The sequence below is a fragment of the Streptomyces sp. NPDC048434 genome, assembly GCF_043200375.1.
GTDB lineage: Bacteria > Actinomycetota > Actinomycetes > Streptomycetales > Streptomycetaceae > Streptomyces.
The window spans coordinates 202,654-224,225 of record NZ_JBICXQ010000007.1; the positions used below are offsets into that span (position 1 = coordinate 202,654).

The 21,572-nt window shown below is 69.3% G+C and carries 18 protein-coding genes; 13 read left to right on the top strand and 5 right to left on the bottom strand.

Annotation, left to right across the window (positions count from 1 at the left end; translation table 11 throughout):
• Window positions 1-25: 25 nt before the first annotated feature.
• Both ACGFWI_RS11065 and ACGFWI_RS11070 read right to left on the bottom strand, forming a co-directional pair.
• Window positions 26-1,240, bottom strand: coding sequence for an alpha/beta hydrolase (locus ACGFWI_RS11065; protein WP_393905645.1), 1,215 nt, complete (start codon window positions 1,238-1,240; stop codon window positions 26-28).
• Between the two features lie 257 nt (window positions 1,241-1,497).
• Entirely contained in the window at window positions 1,498-2,157 is a 660-nt protein-coding gene (locus tag ACGFWI_RS11070) for a TetR/AcrR family transcriptional regulator (RefSeq protein WP_393905646.1), read from the bottom strand.
• A gap of 115 nt (window positions 2,158-2,272) precedes the next feature.
• On the opposite strand from ACGFWI_RS11070, the gene ACGFWI_RS11075 reads away from it, so the two are divergent.
• Entirely contained in the window at window positions 2,273-3,874 is a 1,602-nt protein-coding gene (locus ACGFWI_RS11075) for an MFS transporter (protein WP_393905647.1), read from the top strand.
• Between the two features lie 678 nt (window positions 3,875-4,552).
• Window positions 4,553-4,972 (top strand): peptidase inhibitor family I36 protein, encoded by a 420-nt coding sequence (locus ACGFWI_RS11080; protein ID WP_393905648.1) that lies wholly within the window; start codon window positions 4,553-4,555, stop codon window positions 4,970-4,972.
• A gap of 128 nt (window positions 4,973-5,100) precedes the next feature.
• Here ACGFWI_RS11080 and aceE read toward each other — a convergent pair whose 3' ends face one another.
• Window positions 5,101-7,833 (bottom strand): pyruvate dehydrogenase (acetyl-transferring), homodimeric type, encoded by a 2,733-nt coding sequence (aceE, locus tag ACGFWI_RS11085; protein WP_393905649.1) that lies wholly within the window; start codon window positions 7,831-7,833, stop codon window positions 5,101-5,103.
• Between the two features lie 515 nt (window positions 7,834-8,348).
• Here aceE and ACGFWI_RS11090 point away from each other — a divergent pair.
• From ACGFWI_RS11090 to ACGFWI_RS11115, 6 genes are all read left to right on the top strand, one after another.
• A complete protein-coding gene (locus ACGFWI_RS11090; protein WP_393905650.1) occupies window positions 8,349-8,780 on the top strand; it encodes a DUF3052 domain-containing protein in 432 nt (143 codons plus the stop codon).
• 147 nt (window positions 8,781-8,927) lie between these two features.
• Window positions 8,928-9,386, top strand: a complete 459-nt coding sequence (locus ACGFWI_RS11095) for a peroxiredoxin (protein ID WP_030081426.1) — start codon at window positions 8,928-8,930, stop codon at window positions 9,384-9,386.
• 169 nt (window positions 9,387-9,555) lie between these two features.
• Window positions 9,556-10,131 carry a TerD family protein gene (locus tag ACGFWI_RS11100; protein WP_393905651.1) on the top strand — a complete coding sequence of 192 codons (576 nt, stop codon included), beginning with the start codon at window positions 9,556-9,558 and terminating at the stop codon, window positions 10,129-10,131.
• A 187-nt stretch (window positions 10,132-10,318) separates the two neighbouring features.
• Window positions 10,319-10,894 (top strand): TerD family protein, encoded by a 576-nt coding sequence (locus ACGFWI_RS11105; protein ID WP_393905652.1) that lies wholly within the window; start codon window positions 10,319-10,321, stop codon window positions 10,892-10,894.
• Window positions 10,895-10,947: 53 nt separating this feature from the next.
• Window positions 10,948-12,075, top strand: a complete 1,128-nt coding sequence (locus ACGFWI_RS11110) for a DUF475 domain-containing protein (protein ID WP_393905653.1) — start codon at window positions 10,948-10,950, stop codon at window positions 12,073-12,075.
• Window positions 12,076-12,172: 97 nt separating this feature from the next.
• Window positions 12,173-12,916 (top strand): Tellurium resistance, encoded by a 744-nt coding sequence (locus tag ACGFWI_RS11115; RefSeq protein WP_393905654.1) that lies wholly within the window; start codon window positions 12,173-12,175, stop codon window positions 12,914-12,916.
• Window positions 12,917-13,026: 110 nt separating this feature from the next.
• On the opposite strand, the gene ACGFWI_RS11120 is transcribed toward ACGFWI_RS11115, so the two are convergent.
• Entirely contained in the window at window positions 13,027-14,157 is a 1,131-nt protein-coding gene (locus ACGFWI_RS11120; RefSeq protein WP_393905655.1) for a TerD family protein, read from the bottom strand.
• A gap of 218 nt (window positions 14,158-14,375) precedes the next feature.
• Here ACGFWI_RS11120 and ACGFWI_RS11125 point away from each other — a divergent pair, with 218 nt between their 5' ends.
• The 3 genes from ACGFWI_RS11125 to ACGFWI_RS11135 are packed head-to-tail and all read left to right on the top strand — an operon-like array spanning window position 14,376 to window position 19,033.
• Window positions 14,376-15,548: an HpcH/HpaI aldolase/citrate lyase family protein gene (locus ACGFWI_RS11125; RefSeq protein WP_393905656.1), complete on the top strand. Its 1,173-nt coding sequence runs from the start codon at window positions 14,376-14,378 to the stop codon at window positions 15,546-15,548.
• 15 nt (window positions 15,549-15,563) lie between these two features.
• Window positions 15,564-18,212 carry a phosphoribosyltransferase gene (locus ACGFWI_RS11130; RefSeq protein WP_393905657.1) on the top strand — a complete coding sequence of 883 codons (2,649 nt, stop codon included), beginning with the start codon at window positions 15,564-15,566 and terminating at the stop codon, window positions 18,210-18,212.
• Complete coding sequence (locus ACGFWI_RS11135) at window positions 18,212-19,033, top strand: HAD family hydrolase (RefSeq protein ID WP_393905658.1); 822 nt, start codon at window positions 18,212-18,214, stop codon at window positions 19,031-19,033. The genes ACGFWI_RS11130 and ACGFWI_RS11135 overlap by 1 nt, the downstream gene beginning before the upstream one ends.
• Here ACGFWI_RS11135 and ACGFWI_RS11140 read toward each other — a convergent pair.
• Entirely contained in the window at window positions 18,996-19,634 is a 639-nt protein-coding gene (locus ACGFWI_RS11140) for a DedA family protein (RefSeq protein ID WP_393905659.1), read from the bottom strand. The genes ACGFWI_RS11135 and ACGFWI_RS11140 overlap by 38 nt on opposite strands.
• Window positions 19,635-19,742: 108 nt before the next feature.
• Between ACGFWI_RS11140 and ACGFWI_RS11145 the strand changes: the two genes are divergently transcribed.
• Complete coding sequence (locus ACGFWI_RS11145; protein ID WP_393905660.1) at window positions 19,743-20,882, top strand: sensor histidine kinase; 1,140 nt, start codon at window positions 19,743-19,745, stop codon at window positions 20,880-20,882.
• Window positions 20,873-21,532: a response regulator gene (locus ACGFWI_RS11150; protein WP_393905661.1), complete on the top strand. Its 660-nt coding sequence runs from the start codon at window positions 20,873-20,875 to the stop codon at window positions 21,530-21,532. Before ACGFWI_RS11145 ends, ACGFWI_RS11150 begins: the two co-directional genes overlap by 10 nt.
• The last annotated feature ends 40 nt before the right edge of the window (window positions 21,533-21,572 follow it).

The window sequence follows — 21,572 nt, forward strand, 5'->3', positions numbered from 1 at the left end:
CCGCGGTTCGTACGGCCCTGCGCCCTCAGGCCAGGTCCGAGCTGCAGTGCGGGTCGTCGGAGGCGCAGTCGACCGTGCTGGTCGCGCCGACCCCGACCAGGGCGAAGTTGCGCAGGCTGCGGGTGCCGGGCGCGAAGTAGCCGGCGTGCCCGACGGCGCCGTCGGCCGACAGGATCCGCGAGCCGAAGGACGGATCGACCGGGTCGGCGCCGTGGCCGAGCCCGCCGACCTCCAGGTAGGGCACGTCCTGGATCCAGTCGTCGGAATCCCGCATGGCCCAGACGCGGGCGTGGGTGCCCAGCGCGGAGAGGCTGCCGGCCCGCATGCCGGGGCTGCCGGCCACCGCGATGTCCTCGACGTTGGACGGCAGGTCACGGGCCGCGACGCCGCACACCACGGACCCGTAGCTGTGGCAGAACAGCGAGACGGTGTCGGAGGAGGGCAGCGAGCCCACCAGGGCGCGCAGCCGGACCGCGCCGGCCGCGGCGAGCTGCCCGGTGGCGGCCTCGACGCCCATACCGGACGGCGAGGTGTAGTCGGCCCAGGCGATCACGGCGGTACGGGCGCCCGGCCGGGCTTCGCGCTCGGCGCCGTACAGCGCATGCCCCATGCCGACGGGGGCGGTGGTCGCCCGTGCGGTGCGCTCGAAGGTCGACAGGTTGGTGTCCACACCGGGCACCACGACCGAGACCCGCCGCGCCGCCGGGAGGTTGCCGAAGACCTCGGCGGCCCGGCCGCCGCCGGCCGGATCGAAGGCCAGGATCTGCCGGGCGGGACTCATCATGGAGGCGAAGCGGTGCATCAGCCGGCCCGCTTCCTGGCGGCCGACGGGGGTGAGCCGGTGGTCGCCCATCCGCTGTTTCTCGATGGCGCGGGCATCGTCGATCGCCATCCGGTTGGCGCGGTACCGCAGCGGTACGGGGGCACCGTTCATATTGCCCACGACCAGCGGATAGCGGTCGGCGAGCTGCTGCTTCTCGGCGCCGGTGAGCTTGGCGAAGAAGGTCCGGAGCGCGGCCGGCGAACCGTTGGGGTCGGGCAGCGGGCGTCCGTGGAAGGTGGCGTGCTGCCAGGCGGTCTTGGCGGTGGCCAGCGGGTTGGCGTCTTCCTTCGTACCTCTGACGGCCGTCCAGCCGGTCATGGCAAGCATCACGAACACCACCGCCAGGGCGAGCGCGGCGCGCCAGGCGGAGGACTGCAGAAAGCTGGAGGAGGGGCCGAGGCCCGGGAAGGAAGTCACCGCGAGCCACCCTAGGAGACGCGACAGCGTGCTCGCTGTGACCGTGAGTGAGATCACGTTTCACGGTGGGTATATCGACCAAACCGGACACCTGTCGTCCGTTTTCGGTGCTCAGTCGTGCAGAAGCGGACTCATGGGGCGGCGGACGTGGTCGCCCAAAGATGGATGCCCATTACAGGGAGTATTGAATTCCGCCGCGCGCCGGCTCACGGCCCGCCCGGCCCCGGCCCTGCCGACCGGGTGCGGCGACGGTGCACTCATTTCGCCCGCCAGTCGTCATCCATCGCCGGCCCGATGTGGTCCAGATAGGACTGGGTCAGCTCGCGGATGGACGCCACGCTGCACTCCTGCCCCTCGCCCCACACCTTGCCCGCCACCCGCATCACCCCGCTGAACGCGGCAACCAGCACCCGCGGCCGCGGATCGGCATCCACGTCCAGCCCCTCGCGCCGGGCGATCAGCCGCGCTATCTCCTCCTCCAGTTCGGAGGAGCGCCGCAGATGCACGGCGACCAGCGCGGGCGTCGACTCGATCATCTGGTACGAGCGCATGTGCAGCTCCACCGGGATCACCGACTCGATGGCGCTGCCGATGTCGTCCCAGGCCACCATCACGGCACTGCGCAGGGCGGTGAGCGGCGCCTCCGCCGCGGGCCGCGCGCTCAACTCGTCGAGGAAGCGGGCCTCGACCATCTCCTGGACGGCGAAGGCGACGTCCTCCTTGTTGGCGAAGTAGCGGAAGTACGTCCGCTGGGAGACATCCACCGCCTCCGCGATCTCGTCGATCGTCGTCGCCTCGTACCCCTGCTCCGTGAACAGTTCGAGCGCCGCGCGGATCAGGGCGTCGCGGGTGCGCTGCTTCTTGCGTTCCCGCAGGCCCGTGGCCGTGGGTGCCGTATGCGGCGTCGGGGTCGCCATCCTGAGCCGCCTTTCCGTGGTGTTCTCGCTGCTCAGGTTACCTGTGAGCCAGATGACAGTTACCGACTCATGAATTGCTTTGTCAACTGTCAGTGGCTGACATTAGCCTCGTCGTATGAGTTCTCAGACCCCGGTTGCCGTCGCTGCGCCGGACCTTCCCGTACCGGAGCCCCGAAAGGGGCTGCGCGGCCATCCGTGGCTGACCCTCTTCTCCGTGGCCATCGGCGTCATGATGGTCGCCCTGGACGGCACGATCGTCGCCATCGCCAACCCGGCCATCAAGGAAGATCTCGGCGCCTCGCTCGCGGACGTGCAGTGGATCACCAACGGCTACATGCTCGCGCTGGCCGTCTCGCTGATCACGGCCGGCAAGCTCGGTGACCGCTTCGGCCACCGCCAGACCTTCCTCATCGGCATCCTCGGCTTCGCCGCCGCCTCCGGCGCCATCGGGTTCTCCCACGAGGTCGCGCTGGTCATCACCTTCCGCGTCCTGCAGGGCCTGTTCGGCGCACTGCTGATGCCCGCCGCGCTGGGACTGCTGCGGGCCACCTTCCCGGCCGAGAAGCTCAACATGGCGATCGGCATCTGGGGCATGGTCATCGGTGCTTCCACCGCCGGCGGCCCGATAGTCGGCGGGCTGTTGGTCGAGCACGTCAACTGGCAGTCCGTGTTCTTCATCAACGTCCCCGTCGGTGTGCTGGCCCTGGTCCTCGGCCTGGTGATCCTCAAGGACCACCGCGCGGTGAACGCCCCGCGCTCGTTCGACATCCCGGGCATCGTGCTGCTCTCCGGAGCGATGTTCTGCCTCATCTGGCCGCTGATCAAGGCGTCGGCCTGGGGCTGGGGTGACCAGAAGACCTGGGGCTTCCTGATCGCCGCGGTGGTCCTCTTCGCGCTGTTCGCCTTCTTGGAGACCAAGGTCCGCGAACCGCTCATCCCGCTGCGGATGTTCCGCTCCCTGCCGCTGACCGCCGGCACGGCCTTGATGGTGCTGATGGCCTTCGCCTTCATGGGCGGCCTGTTCTTCGTGACGTTCTACCTCCAGAACGTCCACGGGATGAGCCCCGTCGACAGCGGTCTGCACCTCCTGCCGCTCACGGGCATGATGATCGTCGGCTCGCCGCTCGCCGGCGCCCTGATCACCAAGCTCGGCCCGCGCATTCCGCTGGTCGGCGGCATGGTCCTCACGGCCGTCGCCATGTACGGCATGTCCGGCCTCGACACGGACAGCGGCACCGGCCCGATGTCCCTCTGGTTCGCGCTGCTCGGCCTGGGCCTCGCGCCCGTCATGGTCGGCGCCACCGAGGTCATCGTCGGCAACGCCCCGCTGGAGCTCTCAGGCGTCGCCGGCGGCCTCCAGCAGGCCGCGATGCAGGTTGGCGGCAGCCTCGGTACGGCCGTGCTCGGCGCGGTGATGGCTTCCCGCGTCGACAACGAGCTCCCGGGTAACTGGAAGTCGGCCGGCCTCCCGCCGGTCCCGCCCGCGAAGGCGTCCCAGCTGTCCGACGCCGTCTCGGGCGGTATCGCACCGGTCCCGAAGGGCACCCCGCCGGAGCTCGCCCAGAAGATCACGTCCGTCGCGCACGACACCTTTGTGTCCGGCATGGGCCTGGCCTTCACGGTCGCCTGCGGTGTGGCGGTCCTCGCCGCCGTCGTCGCCGTCTTCACCAAGCGCGGCACGAACGCCGATGCGGGCGCCGGCGTCGGCCACATCTGACCGGGGGCCCGGCCGTACGGCAGCTCACCCGCGGTGCGGGGTACGGCCGCGGTGCGGGGTTACGGGCGCGGTGCGGGGTTACGGGCGCGGTGCGGGGTACGGCCGCGGTGCGGCGTATGCCCGGCAGCGCGGGGTACAGCCCCCGGGTCGTAAGGTCCGGCTCCCGGCCGCGACGTACGGCCGGTAGGCACCATTCCGCAGCGCCCGGCGCGCGGCAGGCACGAGGCTTTTCCTCGTCCGGCCGCGCGCCGTCGCATGCTGCCGTCAGCGGCGGGCGTCAACCGGTCGCCGCGGGCCGTGCCCGGCCCCTCCCGCCTTGCGACCGGCGGCAGTTGGGCGCCGCCGGAGGGCCGAATCCCTCATCCGGATGAGCCGTCCCGGGAACCGGACCGGGGACTGGCCGCCTCCGGGGGCGGCAGGTCCCCTCCCGAACCCCGGCGGGCCATGGGGCGAACGGTTTCCGCAGTCCGTCCCGCCGGTTCGCCCCACGTCAACGCCGTGCCTCGGCGCCCCGCTCCGGCCCGTTCCGCCCCTCCACATACCTGATCCGGGTGGCCGCTCCGCCACGGCCTTGGCAACCGCGCCGCACCCTCGCGAAGCTCGACATCGCAGCACCCGCCACGGGCAACCCGCCCACGGCGGGACGCCATCGTCGTACTTCACGGGGGAGAGATTCCTATGCGTCTGCGTCTGCGTACGTCCCACACCACCGCGCTCCTCACCGGTCTCGCCGCGCTCACCGCGGCCCTCGCCGTCCCGCCCGCCCTCGGCACCCCGGCCGCGCACGCGGCCCCCGGCGGCCGGCGGGCCGCCGCCTCGGGCGACTGCGCGACAGGCGCGCTGTGCCTGTGGCCGAAGGCCGACTTCGGCGGCACGCGGCGGAGCTACGAGCTGTCCGACACCGACATCGAGAGCTGCACCCCGCTGCCCAAGGGAACCAGCGCCGCCGCGCTCGCCAACCGGACGGGCCGGCCGGTCACCACCTACCAGAGCGTGGAATGCGCCGAGACCGCCGAGTTCGACACCTACCCGGGCGGCGGCAGCTGGGTGCCCCGGTCCCCGTACCGGGTACGGGCGTTCAAGGTGTGGGAGCGCTGAACCGGCCGCCCACGGACCTGCCCGTACGCACCCCCGCACCCCGCCGAACACCACCGCGCCCCCCGACCGGCGAAGGACGCTGGTCGAGGGGCGCGGCAAAGGGGGTGCGGCAGCCGGCCGCGGAGAGGTCAGGCGTCGCCGCCGGCCTCACCCGCGTCGGCGGCCGTGACGTCCAGGAGCTGGTAGCGGTCGATCGCCTGCTTCAGCAGCGACCGGTCGACCTTGCCCTCCTTGGCGAGCTCGGTGAGCACGCCCAGGACGATGGACTGGGTGTCGATGTGGAAGAAGCGACGGGCCGCGCCACGGGTGTCCGCGAAGCCGAAGCCATCGGCGCCCAGCGACTGGTACGTGCCGGGAACCCAGCGCGCGATCTGGTCCGGAACGGCCCGCATCCAGTCGGAGACCGCGACCTTCGGGCCGTCGGCGCCCTGGAGCTTCTGCGTCACGTACGGGACGCGCTGCTCCTCCTCCGGGTTCAGAAGGTTGTGCTCCTCGATCTCCACCGCGTCGCGGCGCAGCTCGTTCCAGGACGTCGCCGACCAGACATCGGCCTTGACGTTCCACTCGTCCGCGAGGATCTGCTGGGCCTCGACCGCCCACGGCACCGCCACACCCGAGGCGAGGATCTGGGCCGCGTGCTCGCCCTTCTCACCGGCCTTGATGCGGTGCAGACCCTTGAGGATGCCCTCGACGTCGACGTCCGCAGGCTCCGCCGGGTGCTGGATCGGCTCGTTGTAGACGGTCAGGTAGTAGAAGATGTTCTCGGCGTTCTCGCCGTACATCCGCCGCAGACCGTCCCTGACGATGTGCGCAATCTCGTAGCCGTAGGCCGGGTCATAGGCGACACAGGCCGGGTTGGTCGAGGCCAGCAGCTGGGAGTGGCCGTCGGCGTGCTGCAGACCCTCACCGGTCAGCGTCGTACGGCCCGCGGTCGCGCCGAGCACGAAGCCGCGCGCGAGCTGGTCGGCCATCTGCCAGAACTGGTCGCCGGTGCGCTGGAAGCCGAACATCGAGTAGAAGACGTAGACCGGGATCAGCGGCTCGCCGTGCGTCGCGTAGGCGGAGCCCGCCGCGATCAGCGAGGCGGTGCAGCCCGCCTCGGTGATGCCGTCGTGCAGCATCTGGCCGGTCGGCGACTCCTTGTACGCGAGGAGCAGTTCGCGGTCGACCGACTCGTACTGCTGGCCCAGCGGGTTGTAGATCTTGGCCGACGGGAAGAACGCGTCCATACCGAAGGTGCGGTACTCGTCGGGCGCGATCGGCACGAAGCGCTTGCCGATCTCCTTGTCCCGCATGAGGTCCTTCAGGACACGGACGAACGCCATGGTCGTGGCGATCTTCTGCTGCCCCGAGCCCTTCTTGGCACCCGCGTAGGCCTTGTCGTCCGGCAGCTGCAGCGGCTTGGCACGCACGACACGGGTGGGCACATAGCCCCCCAGCCCCTTGCGGCGGTCGTGCATGTACTGGATCTCTTCGGAATTGCGGCCCGGGTGGTAGTACGGCGGCAGGCCGTCCTCCAGGTCCTTGTCCGGGATCGGCAGGTGCAGCCGGTCACGGAAGCCCTTGAGGTCCGCGACCGTCAGCTTCTTCATCTGGTGGGTCGCGTTGCGGCCCTCGAAGTTCGGGCCGAGCGTCCAGCCCTTGACGGTCTGCGCGAGGATCACCGTCGGCTGGCCCTTGTGGGCCTTGGCCGCCGCATACGCCGCGTAGATCTTCTTGTGGTCGTGACCGCCGCGGCCCAGGTGCAGGATCTGGTCGTCGGTCATGTTCTCGACCATCGCCCGCAGACGCTGGTCGTCGCCGAAGAAGTGCTCGCGGATGTACGCACCGGTCTCGGTGGCGTACGTCTGGAACTGACCGTCGGGCGTGCTGTTGAGCCTGTTGACCAGGATGCCGTCGCGGTCCTGTGCGAGCAGCGGGTCCCAGCTGCGGTCCCACACCAGCTTGATGACGTTCCAGCCGGCGCCGCGGAACTGCGACTCCAGCTCCTGCATGATCTTGCCGTTGCCGCGGACCGGACCGTCGAGGCGCTGCAGGTTGCAGTTGACGACGAAGGTCAGGTTGTCCAGGCCCTCACGGGCGGCGATGGACAGCTGGCCGAGCGACTCGGGCTCGTCCATCTCGCCGTCGCCGAGGTAGGCCCAAACGTGCGACTTGGAGGTGTCGGCGATACCGCGCGCCTCCATGTAGCGGTTCATCCGCGCCTGGTAGATCGCGCCGAGCGGGCCGAGGCCCATCGAGACGGTCGGGAACTCCCAGAAGTCCGGCATCAGCCGCGGGTGCGGATAGCTGGACAGACCGTTGGGAGCCTTGGACTTCTCCTGCCGGAAGGCGTCGAGCTGCGGCTCGCTCAGCCGGTCCAGCAGGAACGCACGGGCGTAGACACCGGGCGAGGCATGGCCCTGGAAGAAGATCTGGTCGCCGCCGTCACCCTCGTCCTTGCCCCGGAAGAAGTGGTTGAAGCCCACGTCGTAGAGGGAGGCGGAGGAGGCGAAGGTGGCGATGTGGCCGCCGACGCCGATGCCCGGACGCTGGGCGCGCGAGACCATGACGGCGGCGTTCCACCGGGTCGCGTTCAGGACCTTGCGCTCGATCTCCTCGTTGCCCGGGAAGAACGGCTCGTCCTTGGTCGCGATGGTGTTGACGTAGTCCGTGCTGCGCATCTCGGGCACGGCCACACGCTTCTCGCGCGCACGCTCAATCAGGCGGAGCATGAGGTAGCGGGCACGTTCCCGGCCCCGCTCGTCGACGGCTGCGTCGAGCGAGTCGAGCCATTCCTGGGTCTCTTCGGGGTCGAAGTCCGGGACCTGGCTGGGAAGGCCGCCAATGATGATCGGGTTTCGATCGGATCCGGAAGCCACGCTGTTCCTTCGTGTTCGGTTCGTGTCGTGCTCTGCACGCTATTGATGCTGTGCACGGGACGAATGCTGTCGCTGCCTTGGTGTCGCGCCGTCTTCCATCGTGTACCGAGCCACAGGGATACGTCACCTCTACCGATGGGTAACCATCCGTAGAGAGATGGCGCTGAAAAGGCCGATTTCTCGTCTCGGCCAAATCGCAACCATACGCCCATGTCGAAAGTGCTTCGCGTACGGACGTGCGGCCCCCGAAATCAGGTCCGGAGCCGGCCGCTGCCCCCCGAAGGGACCAGTCCCGCGCCAGTACCCGATAAACTTCACAGAAAGCTGTGGCGTGAATCACTTCAGCCTGTCCTGCTGGGGTCGTGCTTGCGGCGAGACGCCTCGAAACGTCACCGTTTAGGCGGTCTGGACCGCCGGGTACTTGCGCGATCCGCCCGGCCCGTGTGGACTACGCCCAATGCTCCGCGCACGCGCGGGGTCCCCGAGCATTTCCGAAACATGACAGGAGGCAATCCGTGAGCGCGACCGCGGACCACGCGGAGGAGCGGACCAACCCTGCCGCCAGGCTTGGGTTCGAGCCCGGACAGGTGGTCCAGGAGATCGGATACGACGACGACGTCGATCAGGAACTCCGCGAAGGCATTGAGACCGTGATCGGCCAGGATCTCGTCGACGAGGACTACGACGACGTCAGCGACGTCGTACTGCTGTGGTTCCGGGACGAGGACGGCGACCTCACGGACGCGCTGGTGGACGCCATCGGGCTGATCGACGAGGGCGGGCAGATCTGGCTGCTCACCCCGAAGACCGGCCGCGACGGTTACGTCGAGCCGAGCGACATCAATGAGGCCGCGCAGACCGCGGGTCTGTCCCAGACCAAGAGCATCAACGCGGGCAAGGACTGGGCCGGCAGCCGACTGGTCACGCCCAAGGCCGGCAAGCGCTGAGCCGCACCGTCTCACCGTTCGCCACCGAGCCCTCTCCGCCTGTTCCGGAGGGGGCTCGGCCCTGTTCAGGACAGGTTCCACGGACGTGCACCCCGGCGCGTAGGGTTGGTCGCGTCCTGTTGCGAGCGAGCGGAAGGGAACCACCCCATGGCGATCGAGGTCGGCACGAAGGCTCCGGATTTCGAGCTGAAGAACCAGCACGGTGAGCTGGTCAAGCTCTCCGACTTCCGCGGCGAGAAGGCCGTTGTCCTCCTCTTCTACCCGTTCGCCTTCACCGGTGTCTGCACCGGCGAGCTCTGTGCGCTCCGTGACGAGCTGCCGAAGTTCGTCAACGACGACGTCCAGCTGCTGGCCGTCTCCAACGACTCCCCGTTCTCGCTGCGCGTCTTCGCCGAGCAGGAGGGGCTGGAGTACCCGCTGCTGTCGGACTTCTGGCCGCACGGCGAGGCCTCGCGGGCGTACGGCGTCTTCGACGAGGAGAAGGGCTGCGCGGTGCGCGGCACGTTCATCATCGACAAGGAAGGCGTGGTGCGCTGGACGGTCGTCAACGGCCTGCCCGACGCCCGCGACCTGAACGAGTACGCCAAGGCGCTCGACACCCTCTGAGGCGAGCCCTCCCAGGTGCCCCCTGCGCCCACCGGGCCGAATCCGCACTGATCCAGGTGCGATATCTGCAATCGGCGGGAACCGGTCACTAGGATCAATTCGTTGATCCGATGCCATGCACGATGGGGGCGCAAATCTTTACGTACCCCTCGAATCTATGGGAGGACTCGTGGGAGTCAGCCTCAGCAAGGGCGGCAACGTCTCGCTGACGAAGGAAGCCCCCAATCTGACCGCCGTTGTCGTCGGTCTGGGCTGGGATGCGCGTACGACCACCGGTGCGGACTTCGACCTGGACGCCAGCGCCCTGCTGACGAACGACCAGGGCAAGGTGGCCAACGACCAGAACTTCGTGTTCTTCAACAACCTGAAGAGCCCGGACGGTTCGGTCGAGCACACCGGTGACAACATCACCGGTGAGGGTGAAGGCGACGACGAGCAGATCAAGGTGAATCTGGCCGGGGTGCCGGCCGAGGTTTCCAAGATCGTTTTCCCGGTGTCGATCTACGACGCCGAGACCCGGCAGCAGAGCTTCGGCCAGGTCCGTAACGCCTTCATCCGCGTGGTCAACCAGGCCGACAACAACGAGCTGGCGCGCTACGACCTGAGCGAGGACGCCTCGACCGAGACCGCCATGGTCTTCGGTGAGCTGTACCGCAATGGTGCCGAGTGGAAGTTCCGGGCCATCGGCCAGGGCTACGCCTCGGGTCTGCGCGGCATTGCGCAGGACTTCGGCGTCAACGTCTGATTGACAGGATCTGACATCTGATCGTCGACGTCCGGACCGGGCAGCGTTACCGCAGTGGCTGCCGGGCCGAGAGTGACCGCGTCCGGCGCCGTACGCCCCCGCCCGGGGAGTGCGGCGCCGGACGCGCTTGAAGGGACACGGGCCGCGCCGGGCACGGCCCGCATCGACACCGGGGAGGAAGCGAACGATGAGCGTCACGCTTGCCAAGGGGGGAAATGTCTCCCTGTCCAAGGCCGCTCCGAATCTCACGCAGATCATGGTCGGCCTCGGCTGGGACGCGCGGTCCACGACCGGAGCACCGTTCGACCTCGACGCCAGCGCGCTGCTGTGCGAGTCGGGCCGGGTGCTGGGGGACGAGTACTTCGTCTTCTACAACAACCTCAAGAGCCCCGAGGGCTCCGTCGAGCACACCGGGGACAACCTCACCGGTGAGGGAGAGGGCGACGACGAGTCGGTCCTGGTGGATCTCTCGCTGGTGCCCGAGCAGATCGACAAGATCGTCTTTCCGGTCTCGATCCATGAGGCCGATGTGCGTGGCCAAAGCTTCGGCCAGGTCAGCAACGCCTTTATCCGCATCGTCAATCAGGCCGACGGCAGCGAACTCGCCCGCTACGACCTCAGCGAGGACGCCTCCGGCGAAACCGCGATGATCTTCGGTGAGGTGTACCGCTACAACGGCGAATGGAAGTTCCGGGCGGTAGGGCAGGGGTACGCGTCAGGTCTGCGGGGCATCGCTCTAGACTTCGGGGTCAACGTTTCGTAAAGCGCCGCGCGCTGCGCGCGGGGGACCCTATACAGCGAGGGATTGGGTAGGCAGTGCTCCTGAAAACCTTTGGCTGGTCGTTCGCCATCACGGTGGTCGGCCTCGCCTTGGCGGGCGTGCTCTGGGGGTGGCAGGGGCTCGCGATTGTCGGGATCCTGTCCGTCCTGGAGATCTCGCTCTCGTTCGACAATGCCGTCATCAACGCAGGCATCCTGCGCAAGATGAACGCCTTCTGGCAGAAGATCTTCCTCACCGTCGGCATTCTCATCGCGGTGTTCGGCATGCGGCTGGTGTTCCCGGTCGTCATTGTCGCGATCACCGCAAAGCTGGGACCGATCGAGGCGGTCAACCTCGCCATCAATGACAAGGCGCACTACCAGGAACTGGTCACCAGCGCCCACCCTGCCATCGCGGCCTTCGGCGGGATCTTCCTGCTGATGATCTTCCTCGACTTCATATTCGAGGAGCGCGACTACAAGTGGCTGGCCTGGATCGAGAAGCCCATGGGCAAGATGGGCAAACTCGACACGCTGTCCATCATCATCGGGCTGGTCGTCCTGCTGGTGAGCTCGATGACGGTGGCCACCGCCGCCGCACACGGCGCCGGTGACAAGAGCGCCACGGTGCTGCTGTCCGGCGTCGCGGGCCTCATCACCTATCTCGTCGTCGGTGGCGTCTCCGGCTACTTCGAGGACAAGCTGGAGGACGAGGACGAAGAGGGCGAGGAGGCCGCGGCGGCTCCCGCCAAGAAGGGCACCGGCGCGGTCGTGGGCCTGGCCGGCAAGGCCGCGTTCTTCATGTTCCTCTACCTCGAGGTCATCGACGCGTCCTTCTCCTTCGACGGCGTCATCGGTGCCTTCGCGATCACCAACGACATCTTCGAGATGGCGCTGGGTCTGGGCATCGGCGCGATGTACATCCGCTCGCTGACGGTCTTCCTGGTCCGCAAGGGGACCCTGGACGACTACGTCTATCTGGAGCACGGCGCCCACTACGCGATCGGCGCGCTGGCCGTCATCCTGCTGGCCACGATCAAGTACGAGATCAACGAGGTCTTCACCGGCCTGGTAGGCATTGTGCTGATCGGTCTCTCCTTCGCGTCGTCCGTGATCCGGAACCGGCGCGAGGGCAAGCCGGGAGATTCCGCCGATACACAGCCGGAAGTCGCGCACAGAGTGTGATGCGACGCTGATTGAGGAACGCTCTCTGCGGGGCGGCCTGAGGTGCAGACCTCGGGCCGCCCCGCGGTAATTGGGGCCGAGCAATGGGGTGGGCAACGTGTCGTTCCTGGGGAACCTGTGGCGCGGTGGGGCGCCGAAATTCGACTTCGACAACGGCGGAGCGTCGTACGTCGTCGAGCTGACGAAACGGAATCCGGTCGTCTCGCTGACCAAGCAGGGGGCGGCCACCGGGCATCTGCGGGTCAATCTGCACTGGCAGATGCGGACGTCGGACCTGTATGAGCGGGGCGGTCAGGGCAAGGGCAGTCTGCTGCGGCATCCGGGCAAGCTGTTCAAACCCGAGGTGGTGCAGGCGCAGGGGCCGGCCGTGGTCAATGTCGACCTGGACCTGGCCTGTCTGTACGAGCTCAAGGACGGCACCAGGGGCGTGGTGCAGCCGCTGGGCAACTTTCTGGGTGACCTCAACGGGCCGCCCTTCGTCAAGCTCAGCGGTGATGACCGCTTCGGTTCGGGGTCCGGCGAGACGCTCTACATCAACCTGGACCACCGCGACGAGATCAAGCGGTTGCTGATCTTCGTCTACATCTACGACGGCACGCCGGCTTTCGACCGTACGCATGCGGTCGTGACGCTCTACCCGAGCAGCGGACCACGGGTGGAGGTCAATCTGGACGAGCGGGCGCCGCAGGCCCGCTCCTGCGCGGTCTTCATGCTGGAGAACGTCAAGGATGAGCTGACCGTGCGCCGCGAGGTGAAGTACGTCTACGGCTTCCAGGCGGAGCTCGACCGGCTGTACGGCTGGGGCCTGCAGTGGGGGCGGGGCTACAAGACGAATGCGTGAGCCGGCCATGCCGCGGCCCGCCGGTGCGGCGGGCCGCTCGTTCCGCGTCTTCCCGTGCCTGGCCCTGACCGCGCGGCGCTCACGCCGCCGGGGACCCCCGCCGACTATCCCTAACGGCGCTGGAACTGGGGGCCCTGGGGCGGCAGGACGAAGGACGGGTCCGGCACGAAGGGCAGCTGCGTCGGGTAGCCGTACGCCGAGGCAGGCTGTTGCTGCGGCGGCTGCGGCGCGCCGTACGGGGACGGTGGCGGCTGCTGCGGGTGGTACTGAGGCGGCGGCCCCGGATAGCCATAGGCGGGCTGGGACGGGGGCTGCGTCGGCGGCGGCGGAACGTTCTGCGGGTAGCCGTAGCCGCTCGTGGGCGGGGCCCCCGGGGGCGCCCCGGCGTCCGACGGCAGCGGTGCCGACGAGAACGGCTCCGGCATGGCGTCCGGCACATGCTGGGTGACCGCCTCCGGGTCCGACACGGGAGACGCCTGCGGGCCCGCCGCCGACGGGGGGCCCGAGGCCTCTTCGGGCCAGGTGCTGGGCGGCGGGGTCGTGGCGGCGGCAGGGCTGCTCGCCGTCGGGCCGGGGGCGGACGGGGCGCCGGACGGGCCGGGCTCGTTCCGGGGAGCTGGGGCGGCGGCCGCGGGCTCCGGGCCCGGGGACGCCGACACCGGTGCCTCCGAGGCCGGCGGACCGTCGTCGGCCGCTTCGTTCTCGTCCACCGAGATCCCGAACTCGGTCGCCAGGCCGACCAGACCGCTCTCGTACCCCTGCCCCAGGGCGCGGAACTTCCAGCCCTCGGCGCGCCGGTACAACTCCCCGCAGATCAGGGCCGTCTCGTCGCCCGTCTCGGGCACCACATCGAAGACCACGAGCGGCTCGCCGTCGCTCGCCGCCGCGTCGTACAGCAGGACCCGCAGATCCGTGACGCCCGCGAACGCACCACCGTCCGACGACGCGGCCAGCACGACCCGGTCCACCGACGCGTCCAGCGCCGTCAGATCCGCCTCGATGGTGTCGGTCAGACACTCCGCGAGCCGGGTCTTGGGCAGATGCCGCACCAGGCCGCTGGGGTGGCGCGGTTGGTTGTAGAAGACGAAGTCCTCGTCGGAGTGCACGCGCCCCTCGGGCCCCACCAGCAGGGCCGAGGCGTCGACATCAGGGACACCGGCGCCGGGAGTCCAGCGCAGGACGGCCCGAACAGCCGTGGCGTCGAGGGGTACGTTCGACCCTTTCAGCATCGCGTGCGTCATGCCGCAATCCTGCCTTCCCTCAGGTCGCAGCGACAACGCGGGGGGCCGCGAGCCGTTGCCGGGGCGCCACTGCGGATACCTGGGCGCCTCGTGGGGGTTACGTGATTTTCACCCGCGTGGGAACCAACCACGCCCCCACAGACGTACGATTACCGGCTGGATCCAGACAGCGAGACGCAGCGGGGGTGCCCGGGTCCCGCATGTATACGGGGAGTTTTATGCGTCACTTTGGGCATCTTCCGCCCGACATCCGGAAGGCACTGTTCCACCAGGAGCCGGTGGAGTTCACCGCCGATTCGCCGGCCCGCATGCTCGCGGTCGCCCTGGGGGCGACGCTCTACAGCCCCGCGACCCGCCCGCGACTCGCCGCCGATGTCCTCAAGCAGGCCGGACTTGGCGTGAAGTCCATGGTGCTGTGCCTCGAGGACTCCATAGGTGACGGGGACGTCGAGGCCGGCGAGGAGAACCTCGTACGGCAGCTCGGCCTTCTCGACGAGGCGGTCACCGGGGGCGCGGACCTTCCGCTGCTGTTCATCCGTGTCCGCGCACCCGGCCAAATACCGGATCTGGTGCGCCGGATGGGCGCCGCCGTACACAGGCTGTCCGGATTTGTACTTCCGAAATTCACCGAGGAGCGCGGAGTCCCGTTCCTGGAGGCGCTGACCGAGGCCGAGGTCGACTGTGCCCGGCGGCTGTTCGTGATGCCGGTGCTGGAATCGCCGCAGCTGCTGCATCTGGAGAGCCGCACCGAGACCCTGCAGGGCATCGCCAGGACCGTGGACAAATACCGGGACCGGGTACTTGCCCTGCGGCTCGGCGTCACGGACTTCTGCTCCGCCTACGGCCTGCGCAGAGCCCCCGACATGACGGCATACGACGTCCAGATCGTCGCCTCCGTGATCTCCGACGTGGTGAATGTGCTGGGGCGGGCGGACGGCACGGGCTTCACGGTCACCGGCCCGGTGTGGGAGTACTTCCGGCTGCAGGAGCGGATGTTCAAGCCGCAGCTGCGACGCAGCCCGTTCCTCGGACGCGCCGAGGAATTGCGTACGGCCCTGATCGAGCACGATATGGACGGCCTGCTGCGCGAGATCGAACTCGACCGTGCGAACGGCCTGCAGGGCAAGACCTGCATTCACCCCTCGCATGTCGCGCCGGTGCACGCCCTCTCGGTCGTCAGCCATGAGGAGTTCAGCGACGCGGCCGACATCCTGCGGCCCGAACGGGGCGACGGCGGGGTTCTGCGCTCCGCCTATACGAACAAGATGAACGAGGTGAAGCCGCATCGCGCCTGGGCCGAGCGGACCCTGTTGCGCGCCGAGGCGTTCGGGGTCGCCCGGGAGGGCATCGGCTTCGTGGAGCTGCTGACGGCGAGCCTGCCCCAGACGTGAAATGCGGTGAAACAGATGAACGGTACGACGGAGGAGACGGAACGCGTGGTCTGGACGGGAGAATGGGTCGCCGGTCGGCTCGGAGTCTCGCTGAGCGGCGGGGACGAGCTGCCGGAGATGCTGGGGCTTGCGCTGCGGCGTAACCCCAAGCGGGCCCATCTGCTCGTGTCGAACGTGCTCGGCAAGCACGTGCCACAGCGACCGGAGGTGGTCCATGGCGCCGGCTTCGGGCTGGGGCGCCGGGTGCGGAAGCTGCTGGGTGACGAGGCCGCCGCCCGCTCCGTCGTCCTGGGCTACGCCGAGACCGCCACCGGGCTGGGACATTCGGTGGCCGACGGCCTGGCACTCGCGCCGTATCTGCACTCCACCCGCCGACCGGTGGCGGGCGTGGCGCAGGTGGGCGGATTTGAAGAGGAGCACAGCCATGCCACCTCGCATCTGCTGCTCCCGGAGGACCGTGAACTCCTCGCCGGGGACGGGCCGCTGGTGCTCGTCGACGACGAGTTCTCCACCGGCAGGACCGTCCTGAACACGATCAAGGCCCTGCATGCGCAGTTCCCGCGTGAGCGGTACGTGGTCGTCGCCCTTGTCGACATGCGCTCCGACGCGGACCGCAGTCACCTGGAGAAGTTCGCGGCGGAACTGGGCGCCCGCGTCGACCTCGTGGCGCTGGCCGCGGGCGGTGTCCGGCTGCCCGTGGACGTCCTGGCCCGCGGCCAGGAACTCGTCGCCGCCCATGAGGCCCCGGAGGCACGGGTTCCTGCGCCTGTCACGGCGAGCACGCCTGAGGGGGCCGGGTCCGGGCGCGCTGATTCCGAGCCCGCTGGTTGCGAGTCCGGGGCGGCAGGCGCCCCGGCGGCGCCCGGTGGCGATGCGGACGTCGTGCGGGTCGACCTCGATTGGCCCGCCGGGCTGCCGGACGGCGGTCGGCACGGCTTCACACCGGCACACCGCGCCCGGCTGGAGGCCGCTCTGCCGGACATGGCGACCCGGATCGCGCAGCAGCTGGACGGTGCCCGCCGCATCCTCGTCCTCGGCAACGAGGAACTGATGTACGCGCCGCTGCGGATAGCCGAGGCGCTGGACGCTCTCATGGCCGAGGAGGACGGCGGCCGCAAGCCGACGCCGGCCCATGACGGCACCGGAGCGGGGGACGCCGCCATGGCGCCCCGAGCCGGTCAACTGTCCGCGTCGGCCGGGGGCACGGGCGTCTTCTTCTCCACCACCACCCGATCGCCGGTGCTCGCCCTCGACGACCCCGGTTACGCGATACGGACCCGGCTGTCCTTCCCCGCTCACGACCACCCCGCCGACGGGCCGGGGGAGCGGTACGCCTACAACGTGGCGGCCGGCACCGACCCGGAACGCGGCTTCGACGCCATCGTGGCCGTCGTGGACTCGCACGGCGACCTCCCGGAACTGCACACCACCGACGGTCTGCTGGACCGGCTCGCCGAGCACACCGACCGGCTGCTGCTCGCCGTCATCCCCTCGTACGCCCCCCGAGCACAGGCCCGATCCATGCCCCTCCCCGAGCCGCTGCGCGGCCCCGCCTTCTCCTCCTACACCGCCTACGAGGTCGGCTGGCTGCTGCAGGACCTCTCCGATGTCACCCTGGAAGCGCCGACCGAGGAACGCGAGGAGGCGATTCAGCGCGGTGGCGCCCACTACGCCGAGTCGCTGCCCGTCGAGTACCAGCCGAGCGAGCAATACCAGGCGCTGTTTCACAGCGCGTTGGAGACCTCCGCGAGCCGGATCGCGAGGGCGGTCGGGACGGTCACCGAGACCGTGCTCGCCGAACGCAGTCCGCGCCCCGTGCTGGTTTCGCTGGCGCGGGCCGGTACACCCGTCGGGGTGCTGATGCGCCGCTGGGCGCGGCACGCACACGGCCTGGAGCTGCCGCACTACGCGGTCTCGATCGTCCGTGGCCGGGGGATCGATACCACCGCGTTGCGCTGGCTGGCCGCCCATCACGATCCGGCGGATGTCGTCTTCGTGGACGGCTGGACCGGCAAGGGCGCCATCACCCGCGAACTCGCCCAGGCCCTGGAGGACTTCCCGGGCTTCGATCCGAGGATCGCCGTGCTCGCCGACCCCGGCGGCTGCGTCGAGACCTATGGCACCCGGGACGACTTCCTCATCCCGTCCGCCTGCCTCAACTCCACCGTCTCCGGCCTGATATCCCGCACCGTCCTGCGCGATGACCTCGTGGGTCCGGACGACTTCCACGGCGCGAAGTTCTACCGCGACCTGGCTGCGACCGATGTGTCGCGGGCGTTCCTGGACGCGGTCGGCGCGCATTTCGACGATGTGGCCCTGGAGGTCGCCGCGGAAGTGAAGGAGCTGGCCGCCGCCGACCGGGCGCCCACCTGGGAGGGCTGGGCGGCCGTCGAACGGATCAGTGAGGAATACGGCATCCACGACGTCAATCTCGTGAAGCCCGGCGTCGGTGAGACCACGCGGGTGCTGCTGCGCCGGGTCCCCTGGAAGATCCTGGCCCGGAAGGGGGCCGGGGGCGATCTCGATCATGTGCGCCTCCTGGCAGAACAACGGGGCGTGCCCGTCGAAGAGATCGACGAACTGCCCTATACCTGTGTCGGGTTGATCCACCCCCGCTTCACTCGCGGGGCCACGGGTGCTGACGGCAAGGCGGTGGCCTCCTGATGAGCGCGATCGTCGCCAGCGACCTCGACCGCACCCTGATCTATTCGGCCGCGGCCCTGGGCCTCGCCATGCCCGACGCCGAGGCCCCCCGGCTCCTGTGCGTCGAGACATATGAGCACAAGCCGCTGTCCTATATGACGGAGACGGCCGCCGGGCTGCTCGCCGAACTGGCCGGCACCACCACCTTTGTCCCGGCCACCACCCGCACCCGCGCGCAGTACGGCCGTATCCATCTCCCCGGACCGGCACCGGAGTTCGCCATCTGCGCCAATGGCGGCCATCTGCTCGTACGGGGTGAGTCGGACCGGGACTGGCAGCGCACCGTCGCCGGGCGGCTCGCCTCGCAGTGCGCACCCCTGGACGAGATCCGCGCGCACCTTGTCCGCACCGCCGACCCGGCCTGGCTGCTCAAGGAGCGCGTCGCCGAGGACCTCTTCGCCTATCTCGTCGTGGAGCGGCCGCTGCTGCCGGACACCTGGGTGAAGGACCTCGCAGGCTGGGCGGACGAACGCGGCTGGACCGTGTCCCTGCAGGGCCGCAAGATCTATGCCGTGCCGCAGCCGCTGACCAAGAGCGCAGCCGTGGCCGAGGTGGCCCGTCGTACCGGGGCGACCGAGGTCCTCGCGGCCGGTGATTCCCTGCTCGACGCCGATCTGCTGCTGGCCGCGGACCGCGGATGGCGTCCCGGACACGGCGAACTGGCGGACTCCGGCTGGCACGCCCCTCATGTCACGGCGCTCGACGAACGGGGTGTCGCCGCGGGCGAGGAAATCGTGCGGGCCTTCATCCGCGGCGCCGCATCCCCGCGCCGCGCCGACTGACCCGGGCGACGGCAAAGACCGCCACCGCCAGCGCAGCCGCCGCAAGGACCACCTTCGAATACACCTCCGCATAACCCGTCACCTCCTCCCACTTCTCGCCGAGCAGAAAGCCGGCGAGGACGAAGACCGCGTTCCAGATGAGGCTGCCGAGGGTGGTCAGGGCGAGGAAGACCGGTATCGGCATGCGCTCGATGCCGGCGGGTATCGAGATGAAGCTTCGAAAGAGGGGGATCATCCGGCCGAAGAACACCGCCTTCGTCTCGTGCCGCCGGAACCAGCGTTCCGTCCTCTCGATGTCCGCGACCCTGACCAGCGGCAGCCTCGTCGCGATCGCGACCGTACGTTCACGCCCGAGCGACGCGCCCACCCCGTACAGCGCCAAGGCGCCGATCACCGAACCGAGGGTCGTCCACGCGAGCGCGGACGCCAGATGCATACTGCCGCGGGCGGCGGCGAAGCCCGCCAGCGGCAGGATCACCTCGCTCGGCAGCGGCGGGAAGAGATTTTCCGCGGCGATCGCCACGCCCGCGCCGGGCGCGCCGAGTGTGTCCATGAGGCTGGTGATCCAGCCAGGTGCGGTGTTTCCGATGCTCTCGATCATGATTCAACGCTATGAATTCGCGCCTCGCGGCACATTGCGGTACACCGCACAAAAGACTGCGGTTTTCCGCAGTGCGCGGGGGTGTGCGGTGCGGCTAGCGTTTTGATCATGTTGGGAATGGCACGGCGCGGATTGCGCTTGGCGACAGGGCTGGTGCTCGGTACCGCGACGACGGCGGCCGAGTTCCCCTTCGTCGTGCTCTCCGGCCTCTCCTTGCTGCTCGTCCTCGCCTGGCCGGGTGGCCGCCGCGCGGTCCTCAAGCACGTGTTCGCCGTGGCGCGGCCCCTGACCGAGACCAATCGAAGCCGCCTCCGCGTCTATTTCGCCGCCGACACATCACACTCCTACACCCACCATCGCGCGCTCCAATATCTGTCCCTGCGCTGGGGATTGGGTCTGCTGGGTGCTCTCGTCCTGAGTGCGGCCCTGATCGGAGCGGCGTACGGCAGCGCCTGGATCTTCATCCTGCTGCTCGCCGAAGTCCACCGTCCCGGCACCCTCGCACTGTCGGCCGTCGGCGGCCTCTTCCTCCTCTTCCTCAGCCTGCAGGGCTCGTTCGGCGTCGCAGGGCTGGAGACCAAGCTGGCGCGGCATTTCCTGGGCCCCAGCCACCAAGAGGCGCTGGAGCGCCGCATCGAGCAACTGGCCACCAGCCGCGCCGGCGTCATCGCCGCGGTCAACGATGAGCGCCGCCGTATCGAACGCGATCTGCACGACGGGGTGCAGCAGCGGCTGGTGGCCCTGGGGGTGCTGCTCGGCCGCGCGCTGCGCAGCCAGGACGTGCAGCGCGCGGACCAACTCCTGCGCCAGGCCCACGAAGAGAGCAGCCAGGCCCTGACCGAGCTGCGCGAAGTGGCCTGGCGGGTCTATCCGACAGTGCTGGACGAAGCAGGGCTGCGAGCAGCCTTGGAAACGGTCGCCGAACGCTCGGCCATCTCCGTGCGCCTCGACTACACACTTGCCACCGAACCCGACACCGCCGTGGCAACGGTCGCCTACTTCGTCGTCTCCGAAGCCGTCACCAACGCCGTCAAGCATTCGGGTGCCGGGCTGATAACCGTCCGCGTCGCCCCTGGGGAGGACGGAGTGCTCGTGCATATCGAGGACGACGGATCGGGCGGCGCGGACTCTTCCGGCGGCGGCCTGTTCGGACTGGCCCGCCGAGTCGCCGCCCTCGACGGCCGGTTCCGGGTGGACAGCCCGGCCGGCGGACCGACCACCATCACCGTGGAGCTGCCGTGCGCGTAGTCCTTGCCGACGATTCGACCCTGCTGCGGGAGGGCCTGGTGCGCCTGCTCGCGGAGGAGGGGCACGAGGTGGCAGCCGCGGTCGGCGATGCCGGCCAGCTGATTGCCGTGCTGGAGCAGGCGGGGGAGAAGCAGGAGACGCCGGACGCCGTGGTGGTGGATGTCCGTATGCCTCCCACGCACACCGATGAAGGGCTGCGGACGGCCGTGCAGATCCGGGAACGCTGGCCCGACGTCGGTGTGCTGGTGCTCTCGCAGTATGTCGAGCGCCGCTATGCGACGGAGTTGCTGACCGACGACAGCGAGGGGGTGGGATATCTGCTCAAGGACCGGGTGGTCCAGGTGGACGAGTTCTTGGACGCGCTGGAACGGGTGGCTGCCGGCCAGGCGGCCTTCGACCCCGAAGTCGTACGGCAGTTGCTGACGCGCAGCCGTCGCTCGGACCCGCTGGGCACCCTCACCGCACGCGAGCGGGAGGTGCTGGGAGAGATGGCGCAGGGGCACATCAACGCGGCGATCGCTGTCCGGCTGCACATCTCGCAGAGCGCCGTGGAGAAACACATCAACGCGATCTTCGACAAGCTCGGTCTGACCGGCACCTCCGGATACTCACGCCGGGTTCTGGCGGTGTTGCGCTACTTGGGCACGTGAGACCGGGGGACGAGGCACGAGGGCAGGGAGGAGGCGCAAA

What these genes read in the sequence shown, in the direction of transcription:
- ACGFWI_RS11080 (WP_393905648.1), top strand. Translation starts at nt 4,553, where the DNA reads ATGCGTCTGCGTCTGCGTACGTCCCACACCACCGCGCTCCTCACCGGT.
- ACGFWI_RS11130 (WP_393905657.1), top strand. Translation starts at nt 15,564, where the DNA reads ATGAACGGTACGACGGAGGAGACGGAACGCGTGGTCTGGACGGGAGAA.
- ACGFWI_RS11075 (WP_393905647.1), top strand. Translation starts at nt 2,273, where the DNA reads ATGAGTTCTCAGACCCCGGTTGCCGTCGCTGCGCCGGACCTTCCCGTA.
- ACGFWI_RS11145 (WP_393905660.1), top strand. Translation starts at nt 19,743, where the DNA reads ATGTTGGGAATGGCACGGCGCGGATTGCGCTTGGCGACAGGGCTGGTG.
- ACGFWI_RS11095 (WP_030081426.1), top strand. Translation starts at nt 8,928, where the DNA reads ATGGCGATCGAGGTCGGCACGAAGGCTCCGGATTTCGAGCTGAAGAAC.
- ACGFWI_RS11070 (WP_393905646.1), bottom strand. Translation starts at nt 2,157, where the DNA reads ATGGCGACCCCGACGCCGCATACGGCACCCACGGCCACGGGCCTGCGG.
- ACGFWI_RS11140 (WP_393905659.1), bottom strand. Translation starts at nt 19,634, where the DNA reads ATGATCGAGAGCATCGGAAACACCGCACCTGGCTGGATCACCAGCCTC.
- ACGFWI_RS11135 (WP_393905658.1), top strand. Translation starts at nt 18,212, where the DNA reads ATGAGCGCGATCGTCGCCAGCGACCTCGACCGCACCCTGATCTATTCG.
- ACGFWI_RS11125 (WP_393905656.1), top strand. Translation starts at nt 14,376, where the DNA reads ATGCGTCACTTTGGGCATCTTCCGCCCGACATCCGGAAGGCACTGTTC.
- ACGFWI_RS11120 (WP_393905655.1), bottom strand. Translation starts at nt 14,157, where the DNA reads ATGACGCACGCGATGCTGAAAGGGTCGAACGTACCCCTCGACGCCACG.
- ACGFWI_RS11105 (WP_393905652.1), top strand. Translation starts at nt 10,319, where the DNA reads ATGAGCGTCACGCTTGCCAAGGGGGGAAATGTCTCCCTGTCCAAGGCC.